General features: G+C 50.5%; 14 protein-coding genes and 1 pseudogene. 12 read left to right on the top strand and 3 right to left on the bottom strand.

Annotated elements, in window-relative coordinates; translation table 11 throughout:
* Positions 1-3 precede the first annotated feature (3 nt).
* The 4 genes from BFV65_RS04355 to BFV65_RS04340 all read left to right on the top strand — a co-directional run bounded on the left by BFV65_RS04355 (position 4) and on the right by BFV65_RS04340 (position 5,699).
* The gene (locus BFV65_RS04355; protein ID WP_063850154.1) at positions 4-1,941 is read left to right on the top strand and encodes a putative bifunctional diguanylate cyclase/phosphodiesterase; all 1,938 of its coding nucleotides are present in this window, start codon (positions 4-6) and stop codon (positions 1,939-1,941) included.
* A gap of 259 nt (positions 1,942-2,200) precedes the next feature.
* A complete protein-coding gene (locus BFV65_RS04350; protein ID WP_063202128.1) occupies positions 2,201-2,458 on the top strand; it encodes a YjhX family toxin in 258 nt (85 codons plus the stop codon).
* Between the two features lie 7 nt (positions 2,459-2,465).
* Positions 2,466-4,106, top strand: coding sequence for a class I SAM-dependent methyltransferase (locus BFV65_RS04345; RefSeq protein WP_157886684.1), 1,641 nt, complete (start codon positions 2,466-2,468; stop codon positions 4,104-4,106).
* A 390-nt stretch (positions 4,107-4,496) separates the two neighbouring features.
* Entirely contained in the window at positions 4,497-5,699 is a 1,203-nt protein-coding gene (locus tag BFV65_RS04340) for a multidrug effflux MFS transporter (RefSeq protein WP_069596280.1), read from the top strand.
* Between the two features lie 7 nt (positions 5,700-5,706).
* Here BFV65_RS04340 and BFV65_RS04335 read toward each other — a convergent pair whose 3' ends face one another.
* Both BFV65_RS04335 and BFV65_RS04330 read right to left on the bottom strand, forming a co-directional pair.
* Positions 5,707-6,387 (bottom strand): nitroreductase, encoded by a 681-nt coding sequence (locus BFV65_RS04335; RefSeq protein WP_069596279.1) that lies wholly within the window; start codon positions 6,385-6,387, stop codon positions 5,707-5,709.
* A 259-nt stretch (positions 6,388-6,646) separates the two neighbouring features.
* Entirely contained in the window at positions 6,647-7,696 is a 1,050-nt protein-coding gene (locus BFV65_RS04330) for an alpha/beta hydrolase (RefSeq protein ID WP_069596278.1), read from the bottom strand.
* 250 nt (positions 7,697-7,946) lie between these two features.
* Here BFV65_RS04330 and BFV65_RS04325 point away from each other — a divergent pair, with 250 nt between their 5' ends.
* The 7 genes and pseudogenes from BFV65_RS04325 to BFV65_RS04295 all read left to right on the top strand — a co-directional run bounded on the left by BFV65_RS04325 (position 7,947) and on the right by BFV65_RS04295 (position 14,246).
* Positions 7,947-9,113: an aldo/keto reductase gene (locus BFV65_RS04325; RefSeq protein WP_201788120.1), complete on the top strand. Its 1,167-nt coding sequence runs from the start codon at positions 7,947-7,949 to the stop codon at positions 9,111-9,113.
* Between the two features lie 14 nt (positions 9,114-9,127).
* Positions 9,128-9,808, top strand: a pseudogene (locus BFV65_RS04320) (heavy metal response regulator transcription factor).
* A 15-nt stretch (positions 9,809-9,823) separates the two neighbouring features.
* Positions 9,824-11,281: a heavy metal sensor histidine kinase gene (locus BFV65_RS04315; RefSeq protein WP_069596277.1), complete on the top strand. Its 1,458-nt coding sequence runs from the start codon at positions 9,824-9,826 to the stop codon at positions 11,279-11,281.
* A 64-nt stretch (positions 11,282-11,345) separates the two neighbouring features.
* On the top strand, positions 11,346-11,825 hold the full coding sequence (locus tag BFV65_RS04310) for a (R)-mandelonitrile lyase (RefSeq protein WP_069596276.1): 480 nt from the start codon (positions 11,346-11,348) through the stop codon (positions 11,823-11,825).
* The gene (locus BFV65_RS04305) at positions 11,803-12,564 is read left to right on the top strand and encodes a carboxymuconolactone decarboxylase family protein (RefSeq protein WP_069596275.1); all 762 of its coding nucleotides are present in this window, start codon (positions 11,803-11,805) and stop codon (positions 12,562-12,564) included. Before BFV65_RS04310 ends, BFV65_RS04305 begins: the two co-directional genes overlap by 23 nt.
* Positions 12,565-12,573: 9 nt before the next feature.
* Entirely contained in the window at positions 12,574-13,158 is a 585-nt protein-coding gene (locus BFV65_RS04300; RefSeq protein WP_069596274.1) for a flavodoxin, read from the top strand.
* A 23-nt stretch (positions 13,159-13,181) separates the two neighbouring features.
* The gene (locus BFV65_RS04295) at positions 13,182-14,246 is read left to right on the top strand and encodes an alpha/beta hydrolase (protein WP_069596273.1); all 1,065 of its coding nucleotides are present in this window, start codon (positions 13,182-13,184) and stop codon (positions 14,244-14,246) included.
* 184 nt (positions 14,247-14,430) lie between these two features.
* Here the strand turns inward: BFV65_RS04295 and BFV65_RS04290 are convergent, their stop codons facing one another.
* A complete protein-coding gene (locus BFV65_RS04290; RefSeq protein ID WP_157886683.1) occupies positions 14,431-15,369 on the bottom strand; it encodes a restriction endonuclease in 939 nt (312 codons plus the stop codon).
* Positions 15,370-15,742: 373 nt separating this feature from the next.
* Here BFV65_RS04290 and BFV65_RS04285 point away from each other — a divergent pair, with 373 nt between their 5' ends.
* Positions 15,743-16,594, top strand: coding sequence for an aldo/keto reductase (locus tag BFV65_RS04285; RefSeq protein ID WP_069596271.1), 852 nt, complete (start codon positions 15,743-15,745; stop codon positions 16,592-16,594).
* Positions 16,595-16,620: the final 26 nt, after the last annotated feature.

The raw sequence follows: 16,620 nt of genomic DNA, 5'->3' as shown, positions 1-16,620 counted from the left end.
ATAATGAACAGGATACTGGTTGGTATCATTTTTTCTCTTTTTATCACGACTGGATATATTGCTTTTCTTGTTTACGATCGACAGCAGGAGCTCCAAAAACTGACTCATTACACGGAGTCATGGTCTGTCGCCCAACTGGTATCCGAATATTACCGCTTTGAATCATGGCTTGGTCTGTACGCAACCGATTCCGATGACGTTACGATAGACCAGGTCCGGATGCGGCTGGAAATTATGCTAAGCCAGAATGATCTGTTTAAGGAGGGGGATTTAGGACATTACATTAAAAACGTTCAGGCACATCATGACCTCGCGTTAAGCCTTGATAAAATCCTTACGTATCTGGATGCTAACCTCGAAAAAATGAGCCATTCGGATGTAAAAACATACCTTCATACCATGCATTTGCTGGATGCTCCACTCAGTCAGCTTTCATCAAGCGCGTTAACGAAAGACATTAGCACGATTAACAGTAGCAACCATAAAATACAGATCCTGTATTATATTTACTCAGCCCTCTCTTTACTGCTGATCATTCTGAGTATTATCCTGGGTTTTTTAACGATCTATCAAAATAAAAACATCCTTAAAGCGCACAGGCAGGTTGAAAGTCTTGCAGAAGAACTCCAGTTATCCAAGGAGACCCTACAGATTCAGAATTCAAAACTAGAGTATGACGTTTACCATGATTCCCTCACTGGCATGAAAAACCGTCTGTACTTCTGGGATGAGCTCAGCAAACTCAATCTTGAGGCCGAAGAAAATCATGTTCCCGTTACGGTAATGTTATTTGATTTAGACCGATTCAAAGAGGTCAACGATACCTATGGTCATGATGCTGGCGATTTACTGTTACGTCAGGTATCCAGGCGATTGACCGCGATGAGCAATATTTCAGACAGATTTTACCGTTTAGGCGGAGACGAGTTTGCTTTTTTAGCCAGTGGGTTAAACGAAAGCGAAGCCGTTTTGCGCGCTAGAGAGATCAGCGAGAATATCAGTAAACCCTATACGATTAATAACCAGCTCATAAAAATTGCCACCTGCGTGGGTATTGTTTTATCAGATAATGAACGACGTGCTGATTATCTTTATAAGTTCGCCGATCTGGCGCTCTATGAAGCCAAAAAGGCAGGCTCACAGCAGATTAAAGTTTTCCGTCAGCGAATGCTTCAGAAGTTACAGGAGAGCAGAACGCTTGAAAATGATATGGCAAGGGCGATTGAAAACAATGAATTTATTGTTTATTACCAGCCTATTGTGAATTCCGTCAGCAAGGAAATTTACGGCTATGAAGCGCTTATTCGCTGGATGCATCCTGTAAAGGGAATGCTTTCCCCGGATAGCTTTATTTTCGCCGCTGAAAAAACAGGCATGATCAACGAGATAGGTAAAACCGTACTTAAACTGGCCTGTAGGGAAGCGGTCTCCTGGGCTGTTCCGGCCAGGATCTCCGTAAACGTCTCGCCTGTTCAATTGGGCAGCAAATCATTTATTAATACGGTGCAGACCGTTCTGGCTGAGACCGGGCTCCCGGCTAACCGTCTTGAGTTAGAGGTCACGGAGTCATCCCTCTTTAGTGACAGAAATAACCCCATTGCGATTCTGAAAAAACTCCGCGCACTGGGCGTAAGAATTTCCATTGATGATTTTGGCACGGGTTATTCGTCGCTCTCCAGACTCAGCGAACTGAATTTTGATAAAATCAAGATCGATAAATCTTTTGTCAATCCGATATCTACACAAGAAGATGCGCTTAATATTGTGAAGCTTATTACCGGTATGGCTAAGAGCCTTAATATGGGCGTTATAGCCGAGGGCGTTGAGACCGAAGAGCAGCTTGAGCGGCTTCAGGCTCTGGGTTGCGAGCTTGTGCAGGGATATCTTTTCAGCAAACCACAGCCTCAGGTCGACAGCAAAATTAAGAGCGGCCAGGAATGAATCCCTCTCCTCAGCCCGATGCCAACCGTGATCACGTTTTTCACCCCTGGGTATTCACTTATAAAAATCAGGTGTTATCATTCACCCCGTAAATACCTTTCAACTCAACCCGAGGCTTTGATGCTGGAGAATGTAATCATCCGATAATCAGCTTACCGACCTTTCCAGGCCGGACTGATTATCAATGCGCCGAAATCGAATGCGGACACCGCTGTGTGTTTGCACGTTTTGCACATGATGATTAAACAGGTTTTCCAGTATGAATTTATCCCGTCAGGAACAACGTACCTTACACGTTCTCGCCAAAGGTGGCCGTATTGTGCACGTCCGCGATGCGTCTGGCCGCGTCACCGCCGTTGAATGCTATAGCCGCGAAGGGCTACTGCTGGCTGACTGCACGCTCGCCGTTTTCAAAAAGCTCAAAACCAAAAAGCTGATCAAATCCGTTAACGGTCAGCCCTACCGCATTAACACTACCGGGCTGAACAACGTTCGCGCGCAGCTTGATAACCGTTAAGGAGAGGATGATGGATATCAGCACCCTTATTTCCGCGTCCCGGCACATCCAGCTGTCAGCGGAGGAAAGTAAAATTCCCTGGGACGAACCGGCCTTCAGCCAGCGCATGCTGGCGAACCATTTGTCGCAGGAGCACGACTGGGCCAGCCGCAGGCAGGAGGTTATTGAGCAGCAGGTCGAATGGATCGCCAGCCAGTTACCACCTGGCGCACATATCCTCGATCTCGGCTGCGGCCCCGGCTTTTATACCCACCGCTTAGCGGAACGTGGATTTCACTGCACCGGCGTGGATTTCTCACCGGCATCCGTGAGCTGGGCCCGTCAGCAGGCGCAGAACACCGGATTGAATATCGATTATGTTCAGCAGGATGTCCGCGCATACTGGCCGGATAAATCGTTCAATTTCATCATGATGACATTCGGGGAACTGAATGTGTTTAGCACGGCGGATGCGCGCTCACTCGTCAGCCGCTGCGCGCTGTGGCTGGAGCCGGGTGGCAGGCTGCTCACTGAAGTACATACTTTCGACGAAGTTAAGCGTCAGGGAATGGCTGAACCGAGCTGGCAACGCTGTCCCGACGGGCTGTTTCTGGGCGTCCCTCACCTGCTGCTGACGGAACATGGCTGGGATGAAGAAGCACAGACCAGCTCAACGCAGTTCTGGGCCATAGAGGTAAACGGCCAAACCACCCGTTTCGGCAGCCAGATGACGGCCTGGCGCGATGACGAGTACGTCAGCCTGCTCGGTAATGCCGGGTTTGCCCTGCTTCCTCCTCCTGAAAGCCACGACTGGCCAGTCAGCGAGACATTTGAAGGAAAGCTGTTTGCTCTGCTGGCTGAAAAAGCAAATACCTCAGAGAAACGCCCTCTTAATACTCAACGCAATAAAAGGAATTCCACATTGGATATCCCACGTATTTTTACCATCAGTGAAAGCGAGCACCGCATCCACAACCCGTTCACCGAAGAAAAGTACGCCACGCTTGGCCGCGTGCTGAGCATGAAGCCGGAGACCCGCATTCTTGACCTCGGCAGTGGCTCGGGCGAGATGCTCTGCACCTGGGCCAGGGATCACGCCATTACCGGTGTCGGTATCGATTTGAGCCAGTTGTTCAGCGAGCAGGCCAGACGCCGCGCCGAAGAGCTCGGCGTCAGCAACCGGGTTCAGTTCATACATAACGACGCCGCCGGATACGTTACAGAAGAGAAATGCGATGTGGCAGCCTGTGTCGGTGCGACATGGATAGCCGGTGGGTTTGCCGGGACCGTCGAGCTGCTGGCACAAAGCCTGAAACCGGGCGGGATCATGCTTATCGGCGAACCCTACTGGCGTCAGCTACCTGCGACGGAAGAGATTGCCCAGGCCTGCGGCGTCAGCTCGACGACCGATTTCCTGACGCTGCCAGGGCTTGTCAACGCGTTCGATGGACTCGGCTACGACGTGGTGGAAATGGTACTGGCAGACCAGGAAGGCTGGGACCGGTATGAAGCCGCGAAATGGCTGACCATGCGCCGCTGGCTGGAGGCTAATCCTGACGACGACTTCGCCGCCGAAGTCAGGGCCGAGCTAAACATCGCGCCGAAACGCCACGTAACGTACGCCCGGGAATACTTTGGCTGGGGCGTGTTCGCGCTAATTGCCAGGTAACAACAAGCCCGGTATTTCTGACTGGAGATACGGGGCTTAGCCTTTATTTTAATCTGAAGCATCACCTACACCATACATATTCCGTATGTTTATTAATCAGGACATCACCATAAGGATCATCATATGTCACAACATTAGCAGTTCTGTCAGTATTGCTTTCGACGGTAGCGGTCATCTGAACGCAATTGCCTGACATGTTGTACTGGTGATTTTAGCAACATGCAGGAAGAGGTAACACTATAAGAATACTGCTTATCGCTGGCCCCAAAAAACCTGCAATAATCTTTTCGATTAATGAATGTCACTCATAGTCCCTATCCTCCCCCTGTGATTATCAGCGAGCACAAACCCGTTAACATACCCCTATCTCTTCATGTCCAACGGATCCCCATGCTTAATCAACAGGCGCGTACACAGTCGGCTATAGCTAACAAAACAGGTCTCTCGTTTCTACTCATTCTCAGCGCCCTGATGGCTGTAACCTCTTTATCAACCGATATCTATCTGCCCGCCATGCCCGTGATGGCCAAAGATTTGCAGGGTGATGCAGAGCTGACAATCACAGGTTTCCTTATCGGCTTTTGCATCGCACAACTGATATGGGGACCGATTAGCGATCGTTATGGGCGTCGACTGCCTCTGTTTATCGGGTTAGGTCTATTCATCGTCGGCTCGGTGGGGTGCGCGTTATCAACGGATATCGTGCAAATTGTCTTCTGGCGTGTTTTTCAGGCGTTAGGTGCCTGTACCGGGCCGATGCTGGCACGAGCAATGATCCGTGACTTGTTTAGCCGTACTCGTGCAGCACAAATGCTTTCGACTCTGATGATCATTATGGCCATCGCGCCGATTGCCGGGCCCCTGATAGGGGGGCAGATGATTAAAGTCACCTCGTGGCATGCCATTTTCTGGCTGCTGGCGATTATCGGAACATTAATGCTGATGTCTTTATTCTGGTTACCCGAAACATTACCTGCTGAAAAACGCTCGCAAGCCTCCGTAACCAGAGCTTTTCACAACTACTATGCCTTGCTCACCAACGCCAGATACATGCGGTTTACTCTGTGCCTGACGTTCTACTACGTTGCTGCCTACGCCTTTATCACCGGTTCCCCGTTTGTGTACATCACGTACTTCGGCGTTGACCCGCAGCATTACGGTTGGCTGTTTGCAGTAAACATTGTTGGACTGATGGCGGTGAGCATGGTCAACAGACGTCTGGTTCACCGCTATCCACTGGAAGCGTTGCTCAGGAATGCCGTATTCATCGCCGCTATTGCGGCAATAGTGCTGGCAGTCACCACCGGCCTGGGTGTGGGTGGAATCACCGTGATTGTCGGCGCTGTGTTCGTGTTCTTCTCTATGAATGGCATCATCGCGGCGACATCCACGGCTTGCGCTCTGGACGCAGTGCCTAATGTGGCTGGCTCCGCATCGGCGCTAATGGGTGCGTTACAATACGGCAGCGGCATCATCTCTTCACTTCTTCTTGCCCTGTTCAGTGACGGCACACCATGGACGATGGGCTGGATAATTGCGTTGTTTACAGCAGCCAGCGCCCTGATGGCACTGACCGTTCAGATAAAAAAATAAAACGTCGTTATTGATGCCAGACGACACTTTCGTCCAGAGATACCCGCCCTTCCCTGTAGCTCAGGGAGGGATGCGTTTTATCTGGGATCCCAAACGAAATACCGTAAAGCAGCCTGAAGCCCTCAGGAACATTTAATATTCGACGCACCGTTTGGGCAAAATAACTCAGCACTGCCTGTGGAACGCCTGCGTAACCGCGAGCTGCCAGGGAAAGCAGGAATGTCTGGGCATACATACCGGCGTCAGAGGCTACGCGAACGTTGTCCCCTACAGCAGGAATGAACAGCAGGGCAACATGAGGCGCGCCGAAAAATCTCACATTACGCTCGACCACTTCTGAGCGACTTAAGTTATCCCCCCGCGCAACGCCCAGTGCCTGATAGTACGAGCGCCCCTGCTCCGAAGCCCGTTGCCTGAATGGCTCGGGATAAACTTCTTTATCAAAGGTAAAATCAAGGCTGTAGTTCCCAGCTCTTAGAGCTTCCGTCAGTGCATGGCTTAATTCACGAAGTTTATCTCCTGCAACGATATGCAGGGACCAGGGTTGAGTATTGCAGTTGGATGGTGCGCATTGCGCTTCGAGCAAAATGTCTTTGAGGATATCGCTGGGGATGGGAGATGGAAGAAAGGCTCTGGCCGAGTATCTATTTTTTACTACCTCACTAAATGTTGGCTCTTGCGTACTCATTTGCTTCTCCGCCTGAAAGTAATTTGAAGTGAATGATTCACTCTCTCCCGAGCCATCCTGTCACATCAGGCTCATCCTTTTCATTCCCTGCTCCAGATTAGGTCTATGAATTCCATTCATAGCGCCTATTTAAGCAGCGTAATTATCTTTAACCGCAACTTCGTTAATCTGGGTCTATCGCGTGAATACGCAAGCGGGAAGTGGCTACAGCTGATGGACACACCCCAGCCTGCGCGGCTGGGGCGTCATCGGAGGCTAACTAAATATTCTTATCGAAGAAGACGTCTAACTTTTGCAAAGCCTTATCAACGTATTCAGGCACCCAATACGTCTCGATATGAGTAGCGCCATCGATCAGGAAGAGTTCTTTGTCCTTCGTACCTGTGGCTTTCGCGAACGCGTCTTCAGTCATATAGAGCGTATCCGCTTTTGTACCGGCAATCATCAGCAGCGGTTTATTGATGAGATTGATATGGTCCGTTACGTCAAAGCTCATCAAATCCAGAAGACTGCTGGTGGTGTATTTAAACGTGGAGTTCGGATGCGCGTGGGTTTTCCAGTAATACTCGTAGCCCTGGCGATACAAGGCAAAGGGTAATTTAGCAATCTGTTCATCAGTCAGGTTGGCATCGCCGGAGTAAAGCACTTCTCCTCCGGCGGCTTCCTGAGCACGTGCGTCAGAAGCCTGCTGAAGACGCTGCTGGATAGTATCCAGCTGTGAATCCTGCATGCCGTTGCGGCGCACAAGGCCTGAATTAAACATGCTGATGGTTGCTATTGATTTAAACCGCTTGTCAGTTTCAGCCGCAACAAGTGAATAACCGCCGCCACCGCAAATACCCAGCAGACCAAGGCGGGCGGTATCTACACCAGGATACTGGCTTATGTAGTCAGCCATGCCGTGGATATCCTCAATGCGATTAGCGGGTTTATCCACGCTGCGAGGCATCCCACCGCTGGCACCCTGATAAGCCGCGTCGGCGGTAATGGTGATGTAGCCCTGCTCGGCGAGACGCTGGGCATACAACCCGGCGACCTGCTCTTTTACGCCACCATTAGGATGTGCAACCACCACCGCAGGGTATTTTTTGGCGGGATCGTAGTTAGCAGGGGTATAGACATTCGCAGCAATCTGAATGCCATGCAGATCGTATTTCACCGGATGAATGTTGACCTTGCCTTTGACGTTCTCAGTTATGCCACCGTCATAGACGAGTGTGAATGGATTTTTTTTGTAATCAGCCGCATTGGCTGAGGTCACTCCGGCCATTGCCGTGAGTAGCATTGCACTGATAAGCGTGAATTTCATGATCTCTCCCGATGAGTATTGGCCTGGTTATACAGGCTCGCGGAATCAAATTTGCAGGCTCAGAGTAGGCGGAGAGGGCTGTCAGCATCGTGACAGGGAAATAACATTTTTGTCAGGAAACAGGCTGGGATGGGAAAGCATTTCTGACAGCGCTGTCAGGTAGCCGTCAGCTTTATGTTGGCAATCACAACGCAGAATGGTCTCGCTTAAATGAGATTCATGTTCAATTTTCTGAGAAACGGAGCGATCAATGAAAAGCCAGAATGCCCCAACAATGCCAGAGCGGCGCAAGCTATTAGTCGCCGGGGCCGGTATTGCCGCCGCCTCGCTGATTCCCCACGTATCGGCGGCGAGCCAATCCTCTCAGGTCGATTCATCCAGACAACCCAGCCAACGCAATGCTGCTCCGGGCAAGCGTAAACTCGGGAAGCTGGAAGTTTCTGCCGTCGGTCTGGGCGCGCAGAACATGAGTCGCAAATACGACACCTCCGTTCCCTGGCGTCCTGAGATGATCAATGTTATCCGTCGGGCATTTGATGAAGGGGTAACGTTCTTCGACGCAGCTGAAGCCTACGGCCCGTTTGAAGTCGAAAAAATTCTCGGGGAAGGCGTCGCCCCGTTCAGGGACAAAATCGTTATCGCCACCAAGTTTGGCTGGAACATTGACCAACAGACGGGAAAGCGTCTGCCGGGCCTTAACAGCAGGCCGGAGCATATCAGGCAGGTCGTCGAAAACATGCTCAAACGCCTGCGTACCGATCGTATCGATTTACTGTACCAACACCGGGTTGATCCACAGATCCCGATCGAAGATGTCGCCGGTGTGGTGAAAGATTTAATGGATCAAGGAAAAGTCCTGCACTGGGGTCTGTCTGAAATGGGCATCAACACGTTGAGACGCGCTCATGCAGCATTACCCGTTACAGCTGTACAAAGTGAATACTCCATGCTCTGGCGTGGCCCTGAAAAGCAGGTATTTCCGGTGTGTGAAGAACTGGGCATTGGGTTCGTGCCATGGAGCCCACTCGGCGTGCAATTTTTAACGGGCTGGATTGATGAGAATACCCGGTTCGCTACCGGTGATTTCCGCGCGACAGAAACACGCTTCTCGCCTGACAACCTGCCACACAACTTACAGCTGGTTGAACTACTGAAATCCTGGGCAATAAGAAAAAATGCCGCGCCGGGGCAGATTGCACTGGCATGGCTCCTGGCCCGTAAACCCTGGATTGTTCCCATTCCTGGCACCACCAATAAAGACCATATGCTGCAAAACACAGCGGCTACCGGCGTATCGCTGACTTCCGCTGAGATGACCGAGCTCACCCGCTCACTGGACGCCTTCACTATCCAGGGTCAACGTCTGCCGGATGCCGTGCAGGTTTATTCCGATGTTGAAGCACCGATGAAAAGTTAAGAGGAAGTCCCGTTATGCGCCTGTTGTTAGTCGAAGATGAAGAAAAAACGTCAACCTATCTCTCCCGTGCGCTGGGTGAGTCCGGGTTTACGGTTGATGTCTCTGCAGATGGCGCTGAAGGTCTTCATTACGCGCTGGAGTTCGACTAGGACGCGATAATACTGGATGTGATGCTACCGGGGATGGACGGCTACCGGGTACTCGAGGGGGTGCGAGCAGCAAAACAGACGCCTGTGCTGATGCTTTCGGCTCGCGGCTCGGTCGACGAGCGCGTTAAAGGGCTTCGTCTTGGCGCGGATGATTATCTGCCCAAGCCCTTCTCGCTGATTGAGCTGGTGGCGCGTATACAGGCACTGGTACGTCGTCGTTCTACGGATGGTGCGGACATCACCCAACTGCAAATTCACGATCTGCATCTCGACCTGCTGGCTCGCCGCGTATTTCGTGCCGGAACACGGCTGGAGCTGACCGCGAAAGAGTTTTCCCTGTTGAGCCTTCTGGCCCGGCATCAGGGAGAGATTCTTTCAAAAATGATGATAGCTGAGCAGATATGGGACATGAATTTCGACAGCGATGCCAACGTGGTTGAAGTGGCCATTAAACGACTTCGGGCCAAAGTGGATGCGCCGTTCGATATCAAGCTGTTACATACCGTTCGTGGCATGGGGTATGTCCTCGAAGTCCGGTCCGAATAAATGAAGGGGATAAACATGCTTAAGCGTTCCATCTCCGTTCACCTGGCGCTGATGTTTGCCTTATCCGCGCTACTGATTGTTTCCGTTATCGGCATCCTGCTCAGAAGCTCCTTGCATGACTCTTTGCAAAAGCAGATGCACAACGAGCTGCTGTTCCGGGAATCATTAATGAGTCCGTGGATCACCGCACGAACCTCGGCTGACGGCTGGTCACTGCTTGCCAATAAATTTACCGTATTAACCAATTCTGAAGGTGAGCGCGTTCGCTACTGGATAGTAAGCGATAACCCACGCTTTAGCATGGGGGGAACACCACCGGTGGGTGTTCAGTGGTCTTCTTTACAGGAAGGCTTTAATAAAGTACCAGGTGCATCAGAAGGTGCATGCTCGCTGTTTCTGTTAGTGAAAACGATCCCCGCCAACGGTGAAAGGCCTGAGCTGCGCTATGTGGTTGCCATCGACTCCACGCCGTATATGGGCACACTCGATGCGTTCACGCGGACATTGCTGATCATTACCGCACTGGGCGTCGTGATTGTCGCCTTACTGGGATACGTCGTGTCAAGGATCGGTCTTCGTCCCGTTGGGGCGCTCAGTAAACAGGCTCGGCAACTCGCTCCCGGGGACCATGGTCAGCGCCTGAATACCGAAGCATTACCTGACGAATTACAGCAGTTAGCATCATCTTTTAATGGCGTGCTGGAACGGCAGGAGGTCGCCTGGCGGCAGCTCGAAAGCTTTAATGCCGATGTTGCGCATGAACTCCGGACTCCGCTGACTAACCTGATCGGCCAGACGCAGCTGGGGCTTTCGCGCCGCCGTTCACATGATGAACTGGAAGAGTTACTGGGTTCCAATCTGGAAGAACTTGAACGCATGACGTCTATTGTTAACGACATGCTGTTCCTTTCCCATGCCCATGCGGGTGAACATGCATCCCAGCTTACCCAAGTCTCCCTGCGCGAAGAAACCCTAAAAACAGCGGAGTATGTGGAACCCTCTTTTGCTGAAAAACAGCTCTCTCTCGATGTTCAGGGCGACGTCACCGCGGACATCGACCGACGACTGTTCCACCGTTCACTGGCCAATTTACTGGAAAACAGCGCAAGACACTCCCCCTCCAACAGTACGGTTACGGTGCGGTTAAGCGAAACCGGTCATCAAGCCTGTGTTGAAGTGTCAAACCCGGGCGATCCAATAGCACCAGAGCACTTACACCGGCTTTTCGAGCGGTTCTATCGCGTTGACACCTCCCGGGCCAGGAGTGATACCCATCATGGACTGGGCCTGTCGATCGTACGTGCCGTCGCCATTATGCACCGGGGAGATGTCTTTGCCCGTAGTGAAGGAGGCATCAATACTTTTGGCCTCACCTTTGCGCTACAAGCGGATAAAGCGGCAGATAATGCTCAATCCGGCGCTGAGCCGGGACCCGGGTTAGCTGACAGGATTGTCAGGGGGGCGTCAGCCTGACGTCATTACCCTCCCGATAAAATCATCGCAGGCAATCCCCTCTTCATTGATAAGGACGCTTTGCATGATCGGACATTTACGTTACCTCGGGCTGTTACTGCCCTTCTTCACATTTTCATCCTGGGCAGCGGAACAAAATCCCGCTGTCCATATCGCCCCAGCAGGAAGTCAGAACGCGGTGTTCGGGCCAGCCGAGAACTTTACCGGTCGTGTCAGGGTTGATCCTCTCTTCAAACCGGATAACGACATCCCTGTTTCCGGGGCTTATGTCACGTTTGAACCCGGCGCTCGTTCCGCCTGGCATACGCATCCGGCAGGTCAGCGGCTGATTGTGACCTCGGGTGTTGGGCTCACCCAACAAGAAGGCCTGCCGGTGCAGGTTATCCGCGCCGGTGACGTTGTCTCTTGCCCGGCGGGCGTCAAACACTGGCACGGGGCGGCACCCGGCAGCGCGATGACGCATCTGGCGATAACCGGGATTGTGGATGGCAAAAGCGTTAACTGGATGGAGAAAGTGACAGATGAACAATACCACGCCCATTAAGGCATTAGCGGCAACGGTACTGCTGACCTTTGGTTTTGGTCTCGCGGCACATGCTGCGCCCGTCAATAAAGGAGCCTCAGAAATGAACCACGAACAAAAGGTTTCAGATACGCTGTCAGCCCGCCAACAGGCCATCCCGTTGATTGCGGCATCGATGGCCAGCAGCCAGATGGATAAGCTGAATGCAGCCCTGAATCAGGGTCTTGACGCAGGGCTCACGATAAACGAAACCAAAGAGATTCTCGTCCAGCTTTATGCCTATACGGGCTTCCCCCGTAGCCTGAATGCGCTTAGTGAACTGATGAAGGTCGTCGAAGCACGTAAACAACGTGGTATCAAAGACGTTGAGGGTAAAGAACCGATTGCCCCGATCCCTGTCGGGGATGAGCTTCGCCGTGTCGGTACCGCAAACCAGACAAAAATCTCAGGCGCTCCCGTCCAGGGCCCACTGTTTGATTTTGCCCCGGTGATTAACCAGTTCCTGCAAACGCACCTTTTCGGCGACATTTTCGCCCGTGATAACCTCGACTGGCAAAGCCGCGAGCTGGCAACGGTTGGCGCATTAGCGGCCACGCCGGGCGTCGAATCACAACTGCTGTCGCATACGCGAGCAAGCATGCGGGTCGGCCTGACGGCGTCGCAGCTGCGCCAGCTGGCACAGGTTCTGCGTGAACATGGCGAAAGTGATGCAGCAACGCGAGCTGAAAAGGCGCTGCAGCAGGCGCTCGCAAACAATTAGGAGTGGATTATGGAGCATGATCCCAACCGCAGAATGTTAATCACCGCACTTGCCGGGCTGACGCTGGCGAACGTTTCTTTTGCCTCAGCTGCGACCGGAACCGCAAACGAGCAGGGTAAAAGCCGTGTTCTGGTGGCGTACTTTTCCCGCAGCGGAAATACACGGGTGATTGCGGGCGTCATTCACCGCAACCTGAATACCGATCTGTTTGAAATCGAACCGGCTACGCCTTATCCGGAAGACTATTTTCAGACCGTTGAACAGGCGAAAAAAGAGCGTGAGCGAGGCGTAAAACCGGCATTAAAAAATAGCGTTGCAGATACCTCACGCTACGAGACCGTGTATTTAGGCTTTCCGATCTGGGGGACCAGCGTGCCGCCTGTAGTGCAAGCATTTCTCAGCAGCCACAACCTTGCGGGCAAATTACTCATCCCCTTTATTACTCACGGTGGCTACGGTAAAGGAGACAGCGACGACATCCTTGCCAGTCTCGCCCCAACTGCGCGTCGGGAAAAACCGCTGGTCATTGAATGTGATCAGGAGCGAAGAACCACTGAAACGGTAACAAGTTGGTTAGAGACAATACGCAGCTGATTCATTGATATGAGGAGATACCCTTGAAGACACTTTTAAAAACACTGTCCGTCTGCATGATAGCGAGTGGCCTGGTGGCTCAGTCGGTATACGCAGCGCCGCTGGTCATTCAGGAACAGGGAAGCTTTTCTGCTGGCGGAACTATCACCACTGCCCCGGGTAAGTTTGACGCGAAGAAGCCGCTGGATTCTGCTGGCCAAACTTATCATGGCGATCATGCCTCAGTGTTCTACCAAATTCCGGAAAATCCGCATAAATACCCTATCGTCATGCTGCACGGTGCAGGTCAGTTCTCCCGTACCTGGGAAAGTACTCCAGATGGTCGCGAAGGGTTCCAGAACATCTTCCTGCGTCGCGGGTTCTCAACCTATCTTGTCGATCAGCCGCGTCGGGGCAGCGCTGGGCGCACGACTGTAGAAGGTACTGTTACGCCTAAACCGGATGAACAGATGTGGTTCAACCAGTTCCGCGTTGGCGTGTGGCCAGAGTATTTTAAGGGCGTTCAGTTTTCTCACGACAAAGAAGCACTGAATCAGTATTTCCGTCAGATGACCCCGAATACCGGGCCGTTTGATATCAATGTTATCTCTGATGCGATGTCCGCCGTCGTGGATAAATCCGGCCCCGCTATCCTCTTCACCCACTCTCAGGGTGGCGGACCAGGCTGGTACACGGCGATGAAAAACGACAAGGTCAAAGCCATTGTCGCCTTCGAGCCAGGCAGCAGCTTTGTCTTCCCGGAAAAAGAACTCCCTGCCCCTATGCCAAGCGCGTTCGACACGCTGAAGGGTGAGCCTGTTCCGATGGAGCAGTTTATGGCTCTGACCAAAATCCCGATTCTGATTATTTACGGCGATAACATACCGGATAAACCTGTCGCCATGCCCGCGCAGGACAGCTGGCGCGTACGCCTTGCAATGGCTCGGGAGTGGCGCGACGTGGTGAACAAGCATGGCGGTGATGTGACGGTGACTCATCTGCCTGAAGTGGGAATCAAAGGGAATACCCACTTCCCGTTCTCTGATTTAAATAATGTGCAAATTGCTGATTTGGTGAGTCAATTTTTGAAGGAAAAAGATCTGCAGTAGTGGAATAGACCCATCAGACCAATCTACCGAGTCCGCGTGTCTGAGGACTCGGTAGAGTCATATTAGTTTTTAACCATAGCTATCTTAATGATAAAGCACATGACACATGAGCCAACAAACCTATTCAACAAGCCACATCAGAACTCTAAAAAATTACTGCTCCTCAAATCGGGTAATTTCAACACTATAGCCGTAAAATTTTGGCCAATATATCCTTAAGCTCAGTCTTTGCCTTAGCCACTACAAGATATACTTTTTGGTTTTCAGATAAAGCATTATGTTCATTTATAAGTTGTTTTGTTCTTTCGGTAAAGCCAGAGCTAACAATTAAAATACCACCCTTACCTGATTGATTCACTTTATATATAAATTCACGAGCTGTAGCCAAACCGAGTAGTTTTGAATACCTTTTCACCTCAACAATATAATTCTGTTCTTGGGTTTTAATCTCAAAGTCATAACCATCATCTTTTCCTGCTTCAACTCTTTCTGAAAGCACTCCAAGTTCATTAAGTACTTCACCAACCATACTTTCAAACTCCTTCGAGCCTGGAGTTAAATTTGGATAGACCAAGTTATTAATTACATCACCCGAAGTAATATCAGCCTCAATTTCTTTATCAATTTTTATTTTCCTGAAAATACTATATGTACCTATAGCTGCAATGAGTGCTCCTATAGCGGAAACAAACATTGATACTAGAAAATCTTCATTTAAACTTTTCTTCTCAGCAACTTTTGGCTTTGAATATGTGGAGCGAATAGATTTTACTGTATCCATTAGTGACTCCCTTTTCTCTAATGGAATAAATTTGTTTCCCATAAAGCGATCTTGTATTTGTAATAAAAGTTCATCAGCCGAGTATGGGTAAGGAGTTCCTTGCTCTAACTCTTTGGCCTTAATGAATGAATTGATATCATCAATTGTTAGTTTTTTATTATAAAATAATAACTCTTGAACATCATCCACTAAGCTTTCATGAGTGATATTCACCTTTGCTGCAGTTATATCTTTTACATAACCGGGAACATATATAAGCGAAAAATAGAATGTCCCTATCACCCCAATAAAGCTAAATATATTCCAACCATTTTTCATAACCCAGTTAAGTATTGACTTCAATTAACTCTCCTTACTTGAATTGGTGTCATTTCAGGTTTTCCACCAAGGGGTGGCCATGCAATTGTGCAATTCTCTGGATTACATGTTATGTCTTTTTCCTCATTCAAACAACAAGCTACAAATACTTAGCTCTACTTACTAACGCAACATGATGTTGCTGATCATCTTTTGAGATCTACTTATAACATCAGCTAAAAGCTTAATAAACTATAGGGCATGCTAACTTTGTTCTAACAACTGTGCATACTTTTTGGTGGCAAGATAATGACGCAATTAATGAGCAAAATTAATAAACCCTAGCTAATTACCCCATCTAATCGAATAAATCGGTTTGCGTTATGCTTTTCCAACACAACAGCTGAAGGATAACGTCATGCAAACTGTAAAACTGAACAACGGTATTGAAATGCCCCTGCTGGGCTTTGGTGTCTTCCAGATGACGGATGCTGCTGAATGCGAAAGAGCCGTTATTGATGCGATCGATACGGGATACCGCCTGATCGATACCGCAGCGTCTTACCAGAATGAAACCCAGGTAGGGAACGCTCTGAAACAAACCGGTATCGCCCGCAACGAACTTTTTGTGACGACCAAACTTTGGCTGCAGGATACCAATTACGAAGGCGCTAAAGCCCAGTTCGAACGCTCCCTGAATCGGCTGCAACTTGATTACGTCGACCTGTATCTGATTCACCAGCCTTACGGTGATGTCCATGGGGCATGGCGTGCCATGGAAGAATTGCATGAGGCAGGAAAAATTCGCGCCATTGGTGTCAGCAATTTCCATCCTGACCGACTGGCCGACCTTATCGCCTTCAACAAGGTTGCCCCTGCGGTGAACCAGATTGAAGTTAACCCCTTCAACCAGCAGTTGCACGCCGTTCCATGGAATCAAAGCCATGGCATTCAGCCGGAAGCCTGGGCACCGTTTGCTGAGGGTAAAAATGGCCTGTTCCAGCATCCCGTGTTAACGGCGATTGGCCAGAAGTACGGCAAAAGCGTGGGTCAGATTGTGCTGCGTTGGATCTTCCAGCGAGGCATCGTTTCACTGGCGAAATCGGTGCGCAAAGAACGCATGGCTGAGAACATCAACATTCTCGATTTTGAACTCAGCGCTGAGGATATGCTGCAAATTGCCGCCCTCGACACCGCAACCAGCGCCTTCTTCTCTCACCGCGATCCGGCGATGGTGGAATGGCTGACTGGCCGCAAACTTGATGTTTAAGTCGCGATAAAAGAGGTATTCATTCA

This window comes from Enterobacter hormaechei subsp. hoffmannii, from assembly GCF_001729745.1.
In the GTDB taxonomy this organism is placed as follows: domain Bacteria; phylum Pseudomonadota; class Gammaproteobacteria; order Enterobacterales; family Enterobacteriaceae; genus Enterobacter; species Enterobacter intestinihominis.
Note: the sequence above shows the minus strand (reverse complement) of the source record. Positions and strands in the feature narration are given on the sequence as shown.

Excerpts from the sequence above, each read along its gene's own strand:
- BFV65_RS04340 (WP_069596280.1), top strand. The coding sequence starts at position 4,497 with ATGCTTAATCAACAGGCGCGTACACAGTCGGCTATAGCTAACAAAACA.
- BFV65_RS04310 (WP_069596276.1), top strand. The coding sequence starts at position 11,346 with ATGATCGGACATTTACGTTACCTCGGGCTGTTACTGCCCTTCTTCACA.
- BFV65_RS04350 (WP_063202128.1), top strand. The coding sequence starts at position 2,201 with ATGAATTTATCCCGTCAGGAACAACGTACCTTACACGTTCTCGCCAAA.
- BFV65_RS04355 (WP_063850154.1), top strand. The coding sequence starts at position 4 with ATGAACAGGATACTGGTTGGTATCATTTTTTCTCTTTTTATCACGACT.
- BFV65_RS04305 (WP_069596275.1), top strand. The coding sequence starts at position 11,803 with ATGAACAATACCACGCCCATTAAGGCATTAGCGGCAACGGTACTGCTG.
- BFV65_RS04300 (WP_069596274.1), top strand. The coding sequence starts at position 12,574 with ATGGAGCATGATCCCAACCGCAGAATGTTAATCACCGCACTTGCCGGG.
- BFV65_RS04325 (WP_201788120.1), top strand. The coding sequence starts at position 7,947 with ATGAAAAGCCAGAATGCCCCAACAATGCCAGAGCGGCGCAAGCTATTA.
- BFV65_RS04330 (WP_069596278.1), bottom strand. The coding sequence starts at position 7,696 with ATGAAATTCACGCTTATCAGTGCAATGCTACTCACGGCAATGGCCGGA.
- BFV65_RS04345 (WP_157886684.1), top strand. The coding sequence starts at position 2,466 with ATGATGGATATCAGCACCCTTATTTCCGCGTCCCGGCACATCCAGCTG.
- BFV65_RS04335 (WP_069596279.1), bottom strand. The coding sequence starts at position 6,387 with ATGAGTACGCAAGAGCCAACATTTAGTGAGGTAGTAAAAAATAGATAC.
- BFV65_RS04285 (WP_069596271.1), top strand. The coding sequence starts at position 15,743 with ATGCAAACTGTAAAACTGAACAACGGTATTGAAATGCCCCTGCTGGGC.
- BFV65_RS04315 (WP_069596277.1), top strand. The coding sequence starts at position 9,824 with ATGCTTAAGCGTTCCATCTCCGTTCACCTGGCGCTGATGTTTGCCTTA.